18 protein-coding genes are annotated in these 16806 nt (G+C 72.8%); 14 read left to right on the top strand and 4 right to left on the bottom strand.

All coding sequences use genetic code 11. The features are described from left to right. The first annotated feature begins 132 nt into the window (after positions 1-132). From ACKUB9_RS08550 to ACKUB9_RS08605, 12 genes are all read left to right on the top strand, one after another. The gene (locus ACKUB9_RS08550; protein ID WP_407520621.1) at positions 133-1533 is read left to right on the top strand and encodes a S1 family serine peptidase; all 1401 of its coding nucleotides are present in this window, start codon (positions 133-135) and stop codon (positions 1531-1533) included. A gap of 294 nt (positions 1534-1827) precedes the next feature. Then, positions 1828-2322: a (2Fe-2S)-binding protein gene (locus ACKUB9_RS08555; RefSeq protein ID WP_407520619.1), complete on the top strand. Its 495-nt coding sequence runs from the start codon at positions 1828-1830 to the stop codon at positions 2320-2322. Positions 2323-2390: 68 nt separating this feature from the next. Next, on the top strand, positions 2391-4760 hold the full coding sequence (locus ACKUB9_RS08560; RefSeq protein WP_407520617.1) for a xanthine dehydrogenase family protein molybdopterin-binding subunit: 2370 nt from the start codon (positions 2391-2393) through the stop codon (positions 4758-4760). A gap of 16 nt (positions 4761-4776) precedes the next feature. Beyond that, positions 4777-5577 carry an FAD binding domain-containing protein gene (locus ACKUB9_RS08565; protein ID WP_407520615.1) on the top strand — a complete coding sequence of 267 codons (801 nt, stop codon included), beginning with the start codon at positions 4777-4779 and terminating at the stop codon, positions 5575-5577. A gap of 103 nt (positions 5578-5680) precedes the next feature. Then, a complete protein-coding gene (locus ACKUB9_RS08570) occupies positions 5681-5965 on the top strand; it encodes a type II toxin-antitoxin system RelE/ParE family toxin (RefSeq protein WP_407520613.1) in 285 nt (94 codons plus the stop codon). Further along, complete coding sequence (locus ACKUB9_RS08575; protein WP_407520611.1) at positions 5965-6306, top strand: HigA family addiction module antitoxin; 342 nt, start codon at positions 5965-5967, stop codon at positions 6304-6306. The genes ACKUB9_RS08570 and ACKUB9_RS08575 overlap by 1 nt, the downstream gene beginning before the upstream one ends. After that, positions 6303-7205 carry an AAA family ATPase gene (locus ACKUB9_RS08580; RefSeq protein ID WP_407520609.1) on the top strand — a complete coding sequence of 301 codons (903 nt, stop codon included), beginning with the start codon at positions 6303-6305 and terminating at the stop codon, positions 7203-7205. Before ACKUB9_RS08575 ends, ACKUB9_RS08580 begins: the two co-directional genes overlap by 4 nt. Then, on the top strand, positions 7202-8389 hold the full coding sequence (locus ACKUB9_RS08585) for a vWA domain-containing protein (protein ID WP_407520607.1): 1188 nt from the start codon (positions 7202-7204) through the stop codon (positions 8387-8389). Before ACKUB9_RS08580 ends, ACKUB9_RS08585 begins: the two co-directional genes overlap by 4 nt. A gap of 47 nt (positions 8390-8436) precedes the next feature. Continuing rightward, entirely contained in the window at positions 8437-8760 is a 324-nt protein-coding gene (locus ACKUB9_RS08590; protein WP_407520605.1) for an XdhC family protein, read from the top strand. A gap of 28 nt (positions 8761-8788) precedes the next feature. Then, positions 8789-9484 carry an XdhC family protein gene (locus ACKUB9_RS08595; protein ID WP_407520602.1) on the top strand — a complete coding sequence of 232 codons (696 nt, stop codon included), beginning with the start codon at positions 8789-8791 and terminating at the stop codon, positions 9482-9484. Then, positions 9481-10503 carry a molybdopterin-binding protein gene (locus ACKUB9_RS08600; protein ID WP_407520600.1) on the top strand — a complete coding sequence of 341 codons (1023 nt, stop codon included), beginning with the start codon at positions 9481-9483 and terminating at the stop codon, positions 10501-10503. Before ACKUB9_RS08595 ends, ACKUB9_RS08600 begins: the two co-directional genes overlap by 4 nt. Beyond that, on the top strand, positions 10500-11105 hold the full coding sequence (locus ACKUB9_RS08605) for a nucleotidyltransferase family protein (RefSeq protein WP_407520598.1): 606 nt from the start codon (positions 10500-10502) through the stop codon (positions 11103-11105). The genes ACKUB9_RS08600 and ACKUB9_RS08605 overlap by 4 nt, the downstream gene beginning before the upstream one ends. A 182-nt stretch (positions 11106-11287) precedes the next feature. On the opposite strand, the gene ACKUB9_RS08610 is transcribed toward ACKUB9_RS08605, so the two are convergent. After that, positions 11288-11914 (bottom strand): exopolysaccharide biosynthesis protein, encoded by a 627-nt coding sequence (locus ACKUB9_RS08610; RefSeq protein WP_407520596.1) that lies wholly within the window; start codon positions 11912-11914, stop codon positions 11288-11290. A 242-nt stretch (positions 11915-12156) separates the two neighbouring features. Beyond that, positions 12157-12426 carry an usg protein gene (locus tag ACKUB9_RS08615; RefSeq protein ID WP_407520594.1) on the bottom strand — a complete coding sequence of 90 codons (270 nt, stop codon included), beginning with the start codon at positions 12424-12426 and terminating at the stop codon, positions 12157-12159. A 329-nt stretch (positions 12427-12755) separates the two neighbouring features. On the opposite strand from ACKUB9_RS08615, the gene bcsS reads away from it, so the two are divergent. Next, positions 12756-13502, top strand: a complete 747-nt coding sequence (gene bcsS / locus ACKUB9_RS08620; RefSeq protein ID WP_407520592.1) for a cellulose biosynthesis protein BcsS — start codon at positions 12756-12758, stop codon at positions 13500-13502. Here the strand turns inward: bcsS and ACKUB9_RS08625 are convergent. Beyond that, positions 13425-15020 (bottom strand): cryptochrome/photolyase family protein, encoded by a 1596-nt coding sequence (locus ACKUB9_RS08625; RefSeq protein ID WP_407520590.1) that lies wholly within the window; start codon positions 15018-15020, stop codon positions 13425-13427. The genes bcsS and ACKUB9_RS08625 overlap by 78 nt on opposite strands. 13 nt (positions 15021-15033) lie before the next feature. Next, entirely contained in the window at positions 15034-15768 is a 735-nt protein-coding gene (locus tag ACKUB9_RS08630; RefSeq protein WP_407520588.1) for an SDR family NAD(P)-dependent oxidoreductase, read from the bottom strand. A gap of 161 nt (positions 15769-15929) precedes the next feature. Between ACKUB9_RS08630 and ACKUB9_RS08635 the strand changes: the two genes are divergently transcribed. Next, complete coding sequence (locus ACKUB9_RS08635; RefSeq protein WP_407520586.1) at positions 15930-16796, top strand: formyltransferase family protein; 867 nt, start codon at positions 15930-15932, stop codon at positions 16794-16796. The last annotated feature ends 10 nt before the right edge of the window (positions 16797-16806 follow it).

The following is a 16806-nucleotide window of genomic DNA, read 5'->3' on the forward strand; positions in this document are numbered from 1 at the left end:
GTTCTCCCTGGCCGGAAGGTATCACTCGGGCGCGCCGCCGCAACGCTCCGCGTGCCCTGCCGCTGGATGTTGGCCCCGGCCTCTGCCAAGCTGGGTGCCGCGACCACGGTCCGCCCCCGGAGATCCCCCCCGATGCCGCGCCTCGTCCGCCTGCTTCCGGCCTGCGCCGTCCTGCTCGCGGGCGCGGCGGCGTCGGCCCAGGTGCCACAAGCGCCCGCGCCGCGGCCCGCCGCGCCGCCGCGCCCGCCCGCCGCGGTCGATCCGGTGTTCGAGGCGGCCCGCGCCGCCTTCGAGGCGCGGCCGGAGGCCGAGCGCAAGGCGGTGCAGGACGCCCTGGTCTGGGTCAGCGACTACAACAGCGTGACGAGCGGTGCCTTCGGCCGGCGCACCTTCGAGGGGATCACCGGGTGGCAGACGCAGACCGGTGCCGAGCCGACCGGCCAGCTCGACGACCGGGCGCGGGCGCGGCTGCTGGCCGCCGGACAGGCCGCCCGGCAGGCGGCGAAGTTTTCGGTGGAGACGGATGCCAATACCGGCATCGTGCTCGGCGTGCCGGAGCGGCTGCTCTCGCGGCGGTCGCGCATCCCGAACGGAACGCGCTGGCAGAGCGCGGATGGACGCGTCACCCTCGACACCAAGGCGTATGCCCCCGGCGAGAGCGACCTCGATGCCCTGTTCGAGCGGGCCGCCGCGGTCACGCCCGAGCGCAAGGTGACCTACAAGCTCAAGAAGCCCGACTTCGTGGTGGTGACGGGCGAGACGGCGGCCGGAAAATTCTACATCCGCTACGCCGCCGCGAGCCAGGGCGTCCGCGGCTTCACCCTCGCCTACGACAAGGCGCTGGCGCGGGAGGTCGACCGCCTGATGATCGCCGTGGCGAACAGCTTCGCGCCCTTCCCGGCCGACGCGCCGGTGGCCGCAGGTCCCCGCCCGGCCGATGCTCCCCCGGCCGCGACCCCGACTGCAGCCGCGGTCGCCGCCACGACGGTCGCCGCGACGGCGCTCGTGGTCGCCCCGCGGCGAGCGGTCACCGCCGCCTCCGCGCTCGGCGCCTGCGCGACCCCGCTCGTGGGCGGCGCCCCGGCCCGTCTGCTTCGCCAGGAGGCGGGGCTCGCGCTGCTCGACGCCGGGGCCGCCGTACGGGCGGGATCGCTCGCCGCCGCGCCCGGAGCCCCGGAGGGCGAGGTCGTGGTGGTCGCGGCGTCCCGGGAGGGCGGGGCCTCGGTCACGACCGGCACGGCCGGTCCGGGTGGGCTCGCCGCCCCGCTCCAGCCGGGCGCTGCCGGCGCGCCCGTGCTCGACCGGGCCGGGCGGCTCGTCGGTCTCGTCGCCCGCATGCCGGCGCAGCCGCGGCTCGTGGCGGGCGTGATGCCGCCGATGACCCACCCGGTCGCCGGCCTCGACGCCCTGCGCGGCCTCCTGGGCGCGGAGGGCGCCGGGCTCGGCCAGGGGCAGGAGGCCGCGCCGCGGAGCGTGGGGGCGGCGGCGGGCCCGGTCGCCGCTCTGGTCCTGCCGGTGACCTGCCGGCCCTGACCGTCTGCGAACCGCTCGCGGCGGGAGCGCAGCTACAAGTCGTATTTCCTCCTCGGTTCCCGTTCAGGCTGCTCGCGCGATCCGGGCGGCGCGCGATCGGATTGCTTCCTTCGCGGGCGCGAAACCGCGCGCATCGGCGGCCAAAGGTCCAGCCGCAAGCGTCTTGACCGGCCGGCGCGGCCGGTTGACACTCGATTTGGTCCAATTCTCAACGAAGCGGGCGCCCGCCCCGAACGCGCCAGAACGGGACCCGTCCCCACGGGTCCAGGGGGCCGGCGAGAGGAGGAAGCATCCATGAGCTCCGTCAGCCTGACGGTGAACGGCAAGGCCGTGACCGCCGAGATCGAGCCGCGCACGCTGCTCGTGCATTTCCTTCGGGACCACCTGCGCCTCACCGGCACGCATGTCGGCTGCGACACCAGCCAGTGCGGCGCCTGCGTGGTGCATCTCGACGGGGAGGCCGTGAAGGCCTGCACCTTGCTCGCCGTGCAGGCGGACGGCCGGCAGGTGACCACCATCGAGGGGCTGGCCGCGGGCGGCGACCTCCACCCGATGCAGGCGGCCTTCCGCGAGCATCACGGCCTGCAATGCGGCTACTGCACGCCGGGCATGATCATGACCGCGGTCGACCTCGTGCGCCGCAAGGGCCACGCCCTCGACGAGACCACCATCCGGCACGAGCTGGAGGGCAATCTCTGCCGCTGCACCGGGTACCACAACATCGTGAAGGCCATCGCCGCCGGGGCCACCGCCATGGGCCAGGAGCCCACCCGGCAGGCGGCCGAATAGCGCCGAGCCCCCACCGGCCCGCCAGAGGCCGGAGCGATGCCTGAATCGACGAGTGACGGGAGAGGAACATGACCGCGAGCGGCATCGGCGCCCCCGTGCGCCGCAAGGAGGACCAGCGCTTCATCACCGGCAAGGGCCGGTACGTCGACGACTTCAACCGGCCGGGCCAGGCCCACGCCTACTTCCTGCGCTCGCCGCACGCGCATGCAACCATCCGGAGCATCGACGCTTCGGCCGCCCGCGGCATGCCGGGCGTGCTCGGCGTGTTCACGGGCGAGGATCTGGCGGCCGACAAGGTCGGCAACCTCATCTGCGGCTGGATGATCCACTCCAAGGACGGCAGCCCGATGAAGGCCGGACCGCATCCGGCCTTGGCCCAGGGCAAGGTGCGCTACGTCGGCGACCACGTCGCCGTGGTGGTGGCCGAGAGCCTTGCCAAGGCGCGCGACGCGGCCGAGGCGATCACGGTCGAGTACGACCCGCTCCCCGCCGTGGTCGAGACCGGCAAGGCGCAGGGCGCCGCCACCGCCGTGCACGAGGTCGCGCCCGACAACGTGGTGTTCAACTGGCACCTCGGCGACAAGGGCGCGGTGGATGCGGCCTTCGCGCGGGCCAAGCACGTCACCAGCCTCGACATCGTCAACAACCGCCTCGTGCCGAACCCGATCGAGCCGCGCGCGGCGATCGGCGAGTACGACGAGGCCGAGGAGCAGTTCACCCTCTACACCACGAGCCAGAACCCGCACGTCGCCCGCCTCGTGCTCTCGGCCTTCATCGGCATCGCGCCGGAGAACAAGCTCCGGGTGGTGGCGCCCGACGTGGGCGGCGGCTTCGGCTCCAAGATCTTCATCTACGCCGAGGAGACGGTCTGCGTCTGGGCGGCCAGGAAGGTCGGCCGGCCGGTGAAGTGGACGAGCGACCGCACCGAGGCCTTTCTCGCCGACGCGCACGGGCGCGACCACGTCACTCACGCCGAGATGGCGCTGGACGAGAACGGCCGCATCCTGGGCCTGCGCGTGCACACGGTGGCCAATCTCGGGGCGTATCTCTCGACCTTCGCCTCCTCGGTGCCGACCTATCTCTACGCGCCCCTGCTCTCGGGGCAGTACAACATCCCGGCGATCTACTGCGAGGTCGACGGCGTCTACACCAACACCGCCCCGGTGGACGCCTATCGCGGCGCCGGCCGCCCCGAGGCGACCTTCGTGATCGAGCGGATGGTGGAGGTGGCGGCGCGCCAAATCGGGCAGGACCCGACCCGGTTCCGGCGGCGCAACTACATCAAGACCTTCCCGCACCAGACGCCGGTCATCATGAACTACGACGTCGGCGATTACGGAGCCTCCCTCGACAAGGCGCTGGAGGCGGCCGACTACAAGCACTTCCCCAAGCGGCGCCGCGAGAGCGCGCGGCGCGGGAAGCTGCGGGGCATCGGCTTCTCGTCCTACATCGAGGCCTGCGGCATCGCCCCCTCGCAGGCGGTGGGCGCGCTCGGCGCGGGCGTCGGCCTGTGGGAATCGGCCGAGGTGCGCGTCAACCCGACCGGCTCCATCGAGGTGCTGACCGGCTCCCACAGCCACGGCCAGGGCCACGAGACCACCTTCGCGCAGCTCGTCGCCGGCCGCCTCGGCGTGCCGATCGAGAGCGTGAACATCGTGCACGGCGACACCGACAAGGTGCAGTTCGGCATGGGCACCTACGGCTCGCGCTCGGGCGCGGTCGGCATGTCGGCCATCGCCAAGGCGCTCGACAAGGTGATCGCCAAGGGCCGCAAGGTCGCGGCCTACGCCCTCGAAGCGGGCGAGGGCGACATCGAGTTCAAGGACGGCCGCTTCTCGGTGGCCGGCACCGACCGCTCGCTCGCCTTCGGGGAGGTCGCCCTCCAGGCCTACATCGCCCACAAGTTCACGGGCGCCGAGCTGGAGCCGGGGCTGAAGGAGGGGGCGTTCTACGATCCCACCAACTTCACCTTCCCGGCCGGCATGCACGTCTGCGAGCTGGAGGTCGATCCCGACACCGGCCACGTCACCATCGAGCGGTTCACCGCCGTGGACGATTTCGGCACCATCATCAACCCGATGATCGTCGAGGGGCAGGTCCATGGCGGCATCGCGCAGGGCGTGGGGCAGGCCCTGTTCGAGGGCGCGGTCTACGACGCGGAGGGCCAGCTCGTGACGGCGAGCTTCATGGATTACCGCATGCCGCGCGCCGCCGACCTGCCGTCCTTCGAGGTGGGCATGACGGTCACGCCCTGCCCGTCGAACCCGCTCGGCATCAAGGGCTGCGGCGAGGCCGGCGCCATCGCGGCGCCCGCCGCCGTGATGAACGCACTCACCGACGCGCTCGGCCACGAAAATATCGCGATGCCGGCGACACCCCTTGCCGTCTGGCGCGCCGCCCAGAGCGCGCGCCAGCCGCAGCCCATCGCCGCCGAGTGAACGGGGAGGACCCGCGATGTACGCCTTCGACTATCACCGCCCCGCCACCCTCAAGGAGGCGCTCAGCCTCGTCGCCAAGGAGGATGCCAAGATCGTGGCCGGGGGGCACACCCTGATCCCGACCATGAAGCAGCGCCTCGCGGCGCCCGGCCACCTGATCGATCTCGGGCGCATCCCCGACCTCGTCGGGATCGAGCGCACGCCGCGCGCCGTCACCATCGGCGCCATGACGACCCACGGGGCGGTGGCGGAGTCGGCCGACGTGAAGGGGGCGATTCCCGCCCTGGCCGAACTCGCCGCCTTGATCGGCGACCCGGCGGTGCGCCACCGCGGCACGATCGGCGGCTCGGTGGCCAACAACGACCCCTCGGCGGATTATCCCGCCGCCTGCCTCGCGCTCGGCGCCACGATCATCACCAGCAAGCGCCGCATCCCGGCCGAGGAGTATTTTCGCGGGCTGTTCGAGACGGCGCTGGAAGAGGGCGAGATCGTCACCGGGGTCTCGTTCCCGATCCCGCACAAGGCGGCCTACGAGAAGTTCCGCAACCCGGCCTCGCGCTACGCCCTCGTCGGCGTCTTCGTGGCCAAGCGTCCGAGCGACATCCGCGTCGCCGTGACGGGGGCGGGCTCGAACGGCGTCTTCCGCTGGATGCAGGCCGAGGACGCCCTCGCCAAGCGTTTCTCGGCGAAGTCCCTCGACGGCCTCAAGGCCCCGGCGGACGACCTGATCAGCGACCTGCACGCGGATGCGGAGTACCGCGCGCACCTGATCGGCGTGATGGCGCGCCGGGCCGTGCAGGCGGCGACCGACCGGTAGGAGCACGGCGGTCCCGTGTCCGGCATGACGGGCACGCATGGTCGGGCGATGGCCATGCGTCCCGGTTGAATGTTGTACGGTAAAACCGTACAGATGTGCGGGCATGAAGCTGCGCAGCATCAGGCACCGGGGCCTTCGGCGGTTCATCGGGAGCGACGACAGGAGCGGGCTCAGGCCCGACCTCGTCGCGCGCGTTCGCAACGTGCTGACCGCGCTGATCGCCGCTGCGGACATCGAGGGCCTTCGCGGCCCGCCAGGGTGGCGCATCCATCAGCTCACCGGTGACCGCAGCGGCACGTGGTCGATCTCGGTCTCTGGCAATTGGCGGATCACCTTCGATATTGAGGAGGGCGAGATCGCGAACCTGGATCTGGAGGATTACCATTGATGGCTGGATCGCCGATCCCGATCGGAATGAAACCGGCACACCCCGGCGAGTTCATCCGCGCCGAAGTGATCGAGCCCCTCGATCTGTCGGTCGGCAAGGCGGCGGAGATCCTCGACGTGCGCCGCGCGACGCTCTCCGACCTTCTCAACGGCAAGGCCGGCCTCTCGCCCGAAATGGCGCTCCGCGTCGAGAAGGCGTTCGGCGTGAGCATGGACACGCTCCTGCACATGCAGGCTTGGTTCGATGCGCATGCGATGCGCGAGCGGGCCGACAGCATCGTGGTGAAGCGGTACGAGCCGGCTTCGGGGCCTGGACCGGATACCGGCGCGGTGCCGGCATGACCCTGCCCGCTTCCATCGACGCGACTCTCGCGCTCCTCGCCTCCGCCGGCTACGTGGCCGACCGGGCGCTCGCCACCGTCGTCTTCCTGTCCCTGAAGCTGCGCCGCCCGCTCTTCCTCGAAGGGGAGGCGGGCGTCGGCAAGACCGAGATCGCCAAGGTGCTGGCCGCCGGGCTCGGGCGCCCGCTGATCCGGCTGCAATGCTACGAGGGCCTGGACGTCGCGGCCGCCGTCTACGAGTGGAACTATGCCGGGCAGATGATGGCGATCCGCCTCGCCGAGGCCGGCGGCACCGTCGACCGCGATCGGCTCGAATCCGACCTCTTTTCGGAGCGCTACCTGATCCGCCGCCCGCTCCTGCGCGCGCTGGAGCCGGGGGAGGGCGGGGCGCCGGTGCTGCTCGTGGACGAACTCGACCGCACCGACGAGGCGTTCGAGGCCTTCCTGCTCGAAGTGCTCTCGGACTTCCAGGTCACGATCCCCGAACTCGGCACGATCCGCGCGCCCGAGCCGCCGGTGGTGGTGCTGACCTCGAACCGCACCCGCGAGATCCACGACGCCCTCAAGCGCCGCTGCCTCTACCACTGGGTCGACTACCCGGACGCGGAGCGCGAACTCGCCATCCTGACGCGGCGCGTGCCCGGGGCGCCGGCCGCCCTCGCCCGCGACGTCGTCGCCTTCGTGCAGGCGATCCGCAAGGAGGACCTGTTCAAGGCGCCCGGCGTCGCCGAGACGCTCGACTGGGCGACCGCCCTCGTCGAACTCGACGCGGTCGCCCTCGATCCCGCGCTCGTCTCGGACACCCTCGGCGTGCTGCTGAAGTACCAGGACGACATCCAGGCGATGCAGGGCGGACGGGCGAAGGCGCTGCTCGACGAGGTGCGCGCGGGCGCGCGATGACCGGGCGGCTGCCGGACAACATCGCCTATTTCGCCCGGGCGCTGCGGGCCGCGGGCCTGCCCGTGGGACCCGGCGACGTCATCGACGCGGTCGAGGCCGTGCAGGCGGCCGGCCTCGGCACGCGCGAGGATTTTTACTGGACCCTTCACGCGGTGCTGGTGCGCAAGCACGAGCACACGATCCTGTTCGACGAGGCCTTTCGCCTCTTCTGGCGGCGGCGCGACCTGATCGAGAAGCTGATCGCCCAGATGTCGCCCGTGGCCCCCGAGCGCGGCCCCGAGCCGCCGAAGGCCGGGGCGCTGCGCGTGCGCGAGGCGCTGAGCCCGAAACAGGCGCCCAAGCCCAAGGTCCAGCGCGACGAGACGGTCGTGCGCGCGACCCTCTCGGTCTCCGAGCGCGAGGTGCTGAAGGCGAAGGACTTCGCCCAGATGAGCGCCCAGGAGGTGGCCGAGGCCCGCCGGCTGATCGCCGCCCTGCGGCTGCCCGACGACGCGGCCCGCACCCGGCGCTTCGAGGCGCGGGCGCGCGGGCGCATCGACCCGCGGCGCACCTTCCAGCGCACGATCCGGGCCTATGGCGGCATCGACCTCGCGTTCCGCGCCCCCCGGGAGCGCCCGCCCCCGGTCGTGGCGCTCGCCGACATCTCGGGCTCGATGGCCGAGTATTCCCGCCTCTTCCTGCATTTCCTGCACGCCCTGAGCGAGCGACGGCGCGTGCACAGCTTCGTCTTCGCGACGCGGCTGACCAACATCACCCGCGAACTCGCCCGCCGCGACCCCGACGAGGCGCTGGCGCGGGCGAGCGCCCGGGCGCGGGACTGGGAGGGCGGCACCCGCATCGCCGAGGCGCTGCACGGCTTCAACCGGCACTGGTCGCGCCGGGTGCTGGGCGGCGGCGCGGTGGTGCTGCTGTTCACCGACGGGCTGGAGCGGGAGGTGACGCCCGACCTCACCTTCGAGATGGACCGGCTCAAGCGCTCCTGCCGCCGGCTGGTCTGGCTCAACCCGCTCCTGCGCTTCGACCGCTTCGAGGCCCGGGCCGGCGGCATCCGGGCGATGCTGCCGCACGTCCACGACTTCCGGCCGATCCACAGCCTCGCGGCGATGGAGGATCTCTGCCGTGCGATCGGCGCAGGGCCGACCCGCACGGACGACCCGCGCGCTTGGTTGCGCCGCGTGGGCTGACACCTACCTTGTGCTGATCATCCTCGCGGGGGCGCGGGAGACCTTCGATGCTCACCACCGACACCGACATCCTCACGGCCGCCCAGGGCTGGCGCGAGGCCGGGCGCGGCGTGGCGCTCGCCACCGTGATCGAGACCTGGGGCTCGGCCCCGCGCCCGGTGGGCAGCCACCTCGCCATCGACCAAGAGGGCAACTTCCTCGGCTCGGTCTCGGGCGGCTGCGTCGAGGGCGCGGTCATCACCGAGGCCGTGGAAGTGATCGAGGACGGGCGCCCCCGCGTGCTCGAATTCGGCGTCGCGGACGAGACGGCGTGGCGCGTCGGGCTCTCCTGCGGCGGGCGTATCCGGGTCCTCGTCGAGCGGGTGGCGTGATGGCCGGCCGGCGCGCGGGAGGCACGCGATGAGATTGGACCTCCTCCAGGCCCTCAACGCCGCGCGCGCCGCGCGCCGCGCCGCGATCCTGGTCACGGCTCTCGACGGCAGCGCGCAGCGCCTCGTGCACGAGGCGGAGATCGCCGCCGATCCCCTGGCGGCCGACCTCGCGGCGCGCCTGCGCTCGGGCAAGAGCGGGCTCGCGCAAAGGGATCCTGCCGAAGGCGGCGAGGTCTTCCTCACCGTCCACGTGCCGCCGCCGCGCCTGATCGTGATCGGGGCCGTGCACATCAGCCAGGCGCTCGCCCCGATGGCGGCGCTCACCGATCTCGACGTGACCATCATCGACCCGCGCACGGCCTTCGCGACGCCCGAGCGCTTCCCCGACGTGCCGCTCCTCGCCCAGTGGCCCGAGGAGGCGCTTTCCGCGCTGCCGCCCCTCGACCGCTACACGGCGGTGGCGGCCCTGACCCACGACCCCAAGATCGACGACCCGGCCCTGGCCGCGGCCCTGCGGGCGGAGTGCTTCTACGTCGGCGCCCTCGGCTCCCGGAAGACCCACGCCAAGCGGGTCGAGCGGCTGGCCGAGGCCGGGCTCGGCGCGGCGGCGATCGGCCGCCTGCGCGCGCCGATCGGACTCGACATCGGCGCCGTGAGCCCGGCCGAGATCGCGGTCTCGGTGCTGGCCGAGATCATCGCGGCCCTGCGCAAGGACACCCCATGAGGTTCGGCCCGGTCCCGGTCGCGGCCTCGGTCGGGCTCGTCTCGGCCCATTCGGTGCGGGCGGGCGACGTCGTGCTGCGCAAGGGCAGCCGCATCGGCGAGCAGGAGGCCGCGCGGCTCGCCGCGGCGGGCGTCGAGCAGGTGATCGCGGTCGCCCTCGACGCCGAGGATGTCGGCGAGGACGAGGCGGCGCGGGCGATCGCGCAGGCGGTCGCGGGGGAGGGGCTGGAGGTCGCCGCCCCCTTCACCGGCCGCGCCAACCTGCACGCGGCGCAGGCGGGCGTGCTGTGCCTCGACGTCGGCGCGATCGACGCCGTCAACGCCATCGACGAGGCCGTGACCCTCGCGACGCTGGCGCCCTTCAAGCCGGTCGTGCCCGGCGAGATGGTGGCGACCGTCAAGATCATCCCGTACGCGGTGCCGGGCGAGACCCTGCACCGGGCGCTCGCCGCGGTGCCGCGCCCGGCGCTCGCCGTGGCCCCCTACCGGCGCCGGCGCGTCGCCGTGATCTCGACCCTGCTGCCCGGCCTCAAGCCGAGCGTGGTGGACAAGACCCTGCGGGTCTTCGCCGAGCGCCTCGCGCCGACCGGGGCCGGGATCGTCGGCGAGACGCGCGTGCCGCACGCGGCCGAGGCGGTGGCCGCGGCCCTGCGCGGGGCGGTATCGGAGAGCGGCGCGGATCTCGCGGTGGTGTTCGGCGCCTCCGCCATCGCCGACCGGCGCGACGTGATCCCGGCAGGGATCGAGGGGGCGGGGGGCCGCGTCGCGCATTTCGGCATGCCGGTCGATCCGGGCAACCTGCTGCTGATCGGCGACCTCGACGGGAGGCCGGTGATCGGCGCGCCCGGCTGCGCCCGCTCGCCCAAGGAGAACGGCTTCGACTGGGTGCTCCACCGCCTGCTGGCCGATCTGCCGGTCGGGCGCGCCGACATCGTGCGCCTGGGGGTCGGCGGCCTGCTGATGGAGATCGTTTCCCGGCCGCAGCCGCGCTCCGGCGGCGCGCCGGAGGAGGGGGAGTGACCGAGGAGCCGGTCGGCCTCGTGCTGCTGGCGGCCGGGCGCGGCACGCGGTTCGGGGCCGCCCCGAAGCTGCTCGCCGATCTCGACGGCAAGCCGCTGGTGCGCCACGCGGCGGAGGCGGCGCTCGCGGCCGCCGCCGGTCCGGTCGTGGCCGTCCTCGGCCACGCGCAGGCGCGGGTGCGGGCGGCGCTGGCCGGCCTCGATCTGCAACTCGTCGAGAATCCCTGCTACGCGGACGGGATGGCGACCTCGCTGCAGGCCGGGCTCGCGGCCCTGCCGGACGCGGCGGCCGGCGCAATCATCCTGCTCGGCGACATGCCGTGCGTCTCCCCCGGCCTGATCCGGGGCCTCGCCGACGCCTTCCGGGCCGCCGCGCCGAAGCCCGCCGCGATCGTCCCGGTCTGGGAGGGGCGGCGGGGCAATCCGGTGCTCCTCAACCGCCGGATCCTGGCGGAGGACCTCGCGCGACTGAGCGGCGACCGGGGCGCGGGACCGATCCTCGCGGGGCGCCCGGACGTGCTCGACTGGCCGGCGGACGGCTCCGGCGCCCTCGTGGACGTCGACACGCCGGAGATGCTGGCCGCCCTGGGCGCCAAGCCCTGAGCCGGCCCGTCATACCAACGGTCATTTCCAATGACCGTTGGTTCCGCTCTCGAATTTTCGTCAAGCCCAGGATCCCGGACTTCTGGGCTTGATGTCGAAAATTCGAGATAACTCAACGGCCCCGTCGATCCCGGGCCTGCCCGGGATCGAGATCGATGCGTCAGCATCCTGGGCCGTTGGTATCAGAACAGGCTGGTCGAGGCGGCGCCGAGGTTGAGCAGCCCGGCGACGGCGCTGAACACCGCGTAGACGAAGCCGAGATTGAGCAGCACCCCGAGCACGCCGACGGCGAGGCCGGCCATGACCACCACGCCGTCGCGCTCGACGAGGCCGAGGCCGACGAGCGACACGGCGAGCCCGAGCGGGATCTGGCCGACGATCGGCGCGGCCACGATCAGCACCAGGGCGAGCGCGAGGAGCAGCAGCCCCATCGCCCGCATGCCGAGGTCGTTCTCGAACACCCGCATGCGCGGGCGCGACCAGCGCTCCAGTCGGCGCAGGAGCGGGACCGCGCGGGCCACCGCCCGCTGCAGGTCGGCCCGGGCGATCGAGCGGCTGAGGAGTGCGCGCGGCAGCCAGGGCGCCGACATCCCGGCGGCGATCTGCGCCGCCACCAGGGCGAGCAGCAGGCCGCAGATCAGCGGGATCGGCGGCGGCATCGGCAGGCAGTTCGGCAGCCCGAGCAGCACCACCAAGAGGGCGAAGGCCCGGTCGCGCAGCACCGCCACGATGTCGCGCACGGTCAGCCGTTCCGTGTCCTGCGCGGCCAGTACGGTCAGCACTTCAGAGGTTCGTGCAGTCGAGTTCAAGGGGTTCCGGCCGTCCGCTGCCTCGGGGGCGGCGTCCGCTCTATCCTGATCTGCCTCTGGGGCCAAGCCGAGACGGACCGAGCTCCGACCCGCGGACGGCGTGTCGCGCTGCGCCGGCATCATCCGGACGCTGCCGGGCGTCTCCATCCTTGCTCGCCTGATCGTCATCCCGATGCCGTCCGCTGCCCCGCGCGGGGCGATGGCGGCATTCAAGCTGAGCAAACGGGCGTAAACGAGGCGGTTCAGTGCAGCGTCAGAACTCCGTTCACGGCGCGGAACTCGGCGGGCTTGATCAGGCACGAATGCGACACGCGCACGGAGTGGAGCGGTCCGTCCAGCTCGCGCTCCCAGAACGCCAGAAAGTCGTGCAGGACGGGAAAGCGCGGCGCGAGGTCGTATTCCTGCCAGACGTAGGTCTGCAGCACGCCCGGATGATCGGGGATCCGATAGATGATCTGGGCCGTGGTCAGCCCGTAACCTTCGATCTGACGCACGAACTCCTTCGAGACCATCGGACCTCCTTTCCCGCCCAGTTCAGGACGGTTGCCGCCATGAGCAGGAACAGGCTCCGATGATGGAATGAACGATCGGTTAACCTCAAGCGTGAATTTCAGCTTTTCTGTTCAATGACAAGGCTTTGGCAGCACTTGCGATGGACTGCTAGCACGGTGCGCAGCCGTGGCGCCCGCCGAATAGCTCCTGCCTGCGATCCCGGCAAGGCGGACGGCAAGGCGACCGTTGCGTCGCCCGCACACGTTAATTTTCTGTGAATGGGATGTGTTGACGCAAGGAGAGATGGAATACAGTTTTCCGATCTTCGCTTCCTGCTTGCGGTGTCGGCGTGCCGATCTGGGCTTCGTCCCGCTCCCCTTCGCTCGGCGCGGCCCTGGCCTGGGCCGCGGCGGGTGCGTGCGCGCCGCTGCCCGTCCAGGCCGACGAGCGGAATGAGGCCCGCACGATCCTGTTCGGCAGCCTCGATGCAGGCCGCTCTGCCTTCGTCCAGACCGGCCTCAAGCACGGCCCGGCCGGGCTGACGGCGAGCGGCTTCACGCTTCTCGCCGGCCTCGGCTACGGGGCGCGGACCGAACGCGACCGCTCGCAGCCGGACGCGTCCTCGCGCCCGCCGCGGGTGATGCGTCATACGGCCGCCGGCTACGCCGTGGCGGGGTGGCAATGGGTGCACGATTGGGGGATGACGGCCCTGTTCGCCGGACCCGAGGCGGGGACCGAGATCGTGGGCGGCGCCGGGCCGGGACGGCCGCTGCGGGTCGGCCTGCGCGTGCACGGCGAGATCTGGGCGCATCCGGTGGCCGGAACGCTCGCGACCGCGACGCTGATCGCGGGCAGCGCGCGTGCGGATGTCTGGGGCCGGGTGTCCTGGGGCTGGCAGGCGTTCGGCGCCTATCTCGGGCCGGAGGCCTCGCTCTACGCCGACCGCACCGGCTACCGGAAGTGGAGCCTCGGCCTCCACGCCACCGATGCCGGCCTCGCGGGCCTACGGGCGCGGCTGTCAGCCGGCTGGCTGCTCGAGGAACAGATCCGGCGTCCGGGTCTCTACGTGGCGCTCACGCTCTGGAGACCCCTCTGACAGGGCGGCCAGGAACCGCGCCGCGTCGCGTTCGATGGCGCGGCGGCGGGCCTCGCTCATCCGGTCCAGGGTGCGGTAGGGCATGGCGAGGCGCGGGTTGGACCGGAGCCGGTCCGCGTGGGCGATGAGGAAGTTCCAGTAGAGCGCGTTGAACGGGCAGGCGGCCGGGCCTTCCTTCAGGCGCACGTCGAAGGCGCAGCCGCGGCAGTAATCCGACATCCGGTCGATGTAGGCGCCCGACGCCGCGTAGGGTTTGGAGCCCAGCACGCCGCCATCCGCCCACAGGGCCATGCCGTGCACGTTGGGCAGTTCCACCCACTCGTAGGCGTCCGCGTAGACGGCGAGGAACCACTCCTCCAGCGCGGCGGGCTGCACGCCGGCGAGCAGCGCGAAGTTGCCGAGCACCATCAGGCGCTGGATGTGGTGGGCATGGGCGTGGACCCGGGTCGCCCGCACGCTGTCGGCGAGGCAGCGCATCGCCGTCTCCCCCGACCAGTAGAACCAGGGCAGGTCGCGCTCCGCGCCGAGCGCGTTGGTGGCGGCGTAGTCCGGCATCCGCGCCCAGTAGAGCCCGCGCACGTATTCGCGCCAGCCGAGGATCTGGCGGATGAAGCCCTCGGCCGCGTTGAGCGGCGCGTGCCCCTCCTCGTAGGCCCGCTCGGCGCCCCGGCAGACCTCCTCGGCGTCGAGAAGCCCGAGGTTGAGGGCGGGCGCGATGAGCGCGTGGTAGAGGAACGGCGCGTCCGCCCGCATGGCGTCCTGGTAGTCGCCGAAGGCGGGCAGGCACGCGTCGAGGAAGTGGGCGAGCGCCCGCAGCGCCTCGCGGCGCGTCACCGGCCAGCCGAAGGCGTCGAGATCGCCGAAATGGTCGGGGAAGCGCCGCGCCACCAGCGCGATCACCTCGCGCGTGACGGCGTCGGGCGGGAAGCGCAGCCGCTCCGGCAGCCGGTGGTCGGCGGGCAGGCGGCGGCGGTTGTCGTGGTCGAAGTTCCAGCGCCCGCCCACCGGCTCGCCGTCCCGCATGAGCAGGCCGGTGCGGCGGCGCATGGCGCGGTAGAAGGTCTCCATGCGCAGGCTCTCGCGCCCCTCCGCCCAGCGCGCGAAGGCGTCGCGGGGGCACAGGAAGCGGGTGTCGGCCCGGATCTCCACCGGCACGCCGAGGTCCTCGCGCCAGCCCTGCATCATGGTCCAGACGCGCCACTCGCCGGGCTCGGTGACGACCACGCGGCCGGGCCGGTGACGGGCGACCGCACGGACGAGTTCCCCCGTGAACGAGCCGGTGTTGCCCTCGTCCTCCAGCCCCACGTAATCGACCGCGACGCCGCGCGCGCGCAGCTCCTGCGCGAAGTGGCGCATGGCGGAGAGGACGAGGGCGATCTTCTGCTTGTGGTGGCGGACGTAGGTGGTCTCCTCGGCGACCTCGACCATCAGCACCGTGTCGGTCCGCGGATCGAGATCCGTCAGGGCCGCGAGGCGCGGGTGCAACTGGTCGCCGAGGACGAGGCGGAGGCTGCCCATCGGCCTCTGCACCTCAGCCCTTGGTGCGCACGGTCGAGCGCCCGCCGTCGACGCCGATCACCTGGCCGGTGATCCAGCCCGCATCGTCCGAGACCAGGAAGGCCGCGAGCGTGCCCGCATCCTCCGGCGTTCCGAGCCGGGGCACCGCGTGCATGGCCGCGATGCCGTTCGCCACGGTCTCGTTGGCGGTGAGCGGCCGGGCGAGGGTGGTGCGGGTGAGGGAGGGGGCGATGACGTTCACTCGCACGCTCGGGGCGAGTTCGGCGGCGAGCGAGAGGGCGAGGCCCTCGACCGCGCCCTTGGCCATCGCCACCGAGGCGTGCGCCGAAAACCCCTGCGCTGCCGCCACCGTCGAGAACAGCACGACGCCGCTCGTGCCCTCGCCCGCCCCCGCCTTGAGGGCCGGGGCGGCCGCCTGCACGGCCAGGAAGGCGCCGAGTGCGTTGAGGCGGAAATCGGCCTCGATGTCCTGCGGCGTCAGGCGCCCGATCGGCCTGAGGGTGATGCTGCCCACCGCGAAGACGAGGCCCGCCAGTTCGCCGCCCGCCGCCTCGGCCACCTGCGCGAACAGGGACGGGTCGGTGACGTCCCCGGCCGTGATGGTCGTCTCGCCGAGGTCGGCCGCCGCCTGTTCCAGGCTCGCGGCGTCGCGGGCGACGAGGTGGAGCGGGATGTCGCGCGCCCGCAGGGCGCGGGCGGTGGCGAGCCCGATGCCGCCGGTGCCGCCGTAGATCAGGACCCGCGCCATGCCGTCTCCCCCGCCCGCGTCACGTGATCGCGCAGCGCTCGGCCCGGTTTGTACGGGACAGCGCGCGCGATGGTGCCTAGGTATGGCGCAGGCGGCCCGCGACAGCCGGGCTCAACCGCCGCAGGGGGGAGCGACCGCCCGGCGGCCGGAGGGGAGACGGGATGAAGTTCGCCTTCGCGGGGATCGACTTTCTCGGCGGCGTCTTCGAGGCCCTGACGGGCGCGGGCTGGCGGCCTATCAAGCTGTTCACGCGGCCGTGCGACGGCCTCTACGACCACAACGAGACCGTGGTGGCGCAGGCCCGCCGCCACCGGATCCCGATCCAGCTCTCGCGCCTGCGCGCCAGCGACCTCGACGCGCTCGCCGCCGAGCACGGCCGCGACTGGGCACTCGTCGTCGCGGGCTATCCCTGGCTGATCACCGGCTGGCCGGGCCGGGTGCGCTACGCCCTCAACCTGCATCCCTCGCCCCTGCCCAACGGGCGCGGGCCCTATCCGCTGTTCAAGGCGATCCTCGATTCGTACGAGAGCTGGGGCGTCACCGCGCACGTGCTCGCCGAGGACGGGTTCGACACCGGCGACATCCTGGCCCAGGAGGTCTTCGGGCTCTCGCCCGACGAGAGCCACGAGACCCTGCTCGCCCGCTGCCAGATGGCGGCGATGCGCCTCGCCGCCGGGCCGATCGCCCGCGACCTCCCGGCCCGCTGGCGGGCGGCCGAGCCGCAGGGGGACGGCGCCTACTGGCCGCGGATCACCGATGCCGAGCGCACCCTCGATTTCCGGCAGGGGGTCGGCGACGTGCTGCGCCGGGTCCGGGCCTTCGGGGCGATCGAGACGGTGGCGCGGCTCGGCGAGGCGCGGGTCTACGTCTCGGAGGCCCGGGGCTGGATCGAGGCCCATCGGTACGCCCCCGGCAGCATCGTCCACCGCCACCGCCGCCACGTGGTGGTGGCGGCGCGCGACGGCTTCGTGCAGATCACGCGCTGGAGCACCCTGTCGCTCGCGGACGCGGCCCAGACCGGCCGTTGAGGTCAGCGCC

Origin of the sequence: Methylobacterium oryzisoli (assembly GCF_046557895.1) — a bacterium.
Lineage (GTDB): Bacteria > Pseudomonadota > Alphaproteobacteria > Rhizobiales > Beijerinckiaceae > Methylobacterium > Methylobacterium oryzisoli.

Coding starts and splice junctions, on each gene's coding strand:
- ACKUB9_RS08550 (WP_407520621.1), top strand. CDS start 133: ATGCCGCGCCTCGTCCGCCTGCTTCCGGCCTGCGCCGTCCTGCTCGCG.
- ACKUB9_RS08615 (WP_407520594.1), bottom strand. CDS start 12,426: ATGGTCTCGAAGGAGTTCGTGCGTCAGATCGAAGGTTACGGGCTGACC.
- ACKUB9_RS08630 (WP_407520588.1), bottom strand. CDS start 15,768: ATGGCGCGGGTCCTGATCTACGGCGGCACCGGCGGCATCGGGCTCGCC.
- ACKUB9_RS08575 (WP_407520611.1), top strand. CDS start 5,965: ATGGCTGGATCGCCGATCCCGATCGGAATGAAACCGGCACACCCCGGC.
- ACKUB9_RS08570 (WP_407520613.1), top strand. CDS start 5,681: ATGAAGCTGCGCAGCATCAGGCACCGGGGCCTTCGGCGGTTCATCGGG.
- ACKUB9_RS08635 (WP_407520586.1), top strand. CDS start 15,930: ATGAAGTTCGCCTTCGCGGGGATCGACTTTCTCGGCGGCGTCTTCGAG.
- ACKUB9_RS08580 (WP_407520609.1), top strand. CDS start 6,303: ATGACCCTGCCCGCTTCCATCGACGCGACTCTCGCGCTCCTCGCCTCC.
- ACKUB9_RS08555 (WP_407520619.1), top strand. CDS start 1,828: ATGAGCTCCGTCAGCCTGACGGTGAACGGCAAGGCCGTGACCGCCGAG.
- ACKUB9_RS08585 (WP_407520607.1), top strand. CDS start 7,202: ATGACCGGGCGGCTGCCGGACAACATCGCCTATTTCGCCCGGGCGCTG.
- ACKUB9_RS08600 (WP_407520600.1), top strand. CDS start 9,481: ATGAGGTTCGGCCCGGTCCCGGTCGCGGCCTCGGTCGGGCTCGTCTCG.
- ACKUB9_RS08625 (WP_407520590.1), bottom strand. CDS start 15,020: ATGGGCAGCCTCCGCCTCGTCCTCGGCGACCAGTTGCACCCGCGCCTC.
- ACKUB9_RS08595 (WP_407520602.1), top strand. CDS start 8,789: ATGAGATTGGACCTCCTCCAGGCCCTCAACGCCGCGCGCGCCGCGCGC.
- ACKUB9_RS08565 (WP_407520615.1), top strand. CDS start 4,777: ATGTACGCCTTCGACTATCACCGCCCCGCCACCCTCAAGGAGGCGCTC.
- ACKUB9_RS08590 (WP_407520605.1), top strand. CDS start 8,437: ATGCTCACCACCGACACCGACATCCTCACGGCCGCCCAGGGCTGGCGC.
- ACKUB9_RS08560 (WP_407520617.1), top strand. CDS start 2,391: ATGACCGCGAGCGGCATCGGCGCCCCCGTGCGCCGCAAGGAGGACCAG.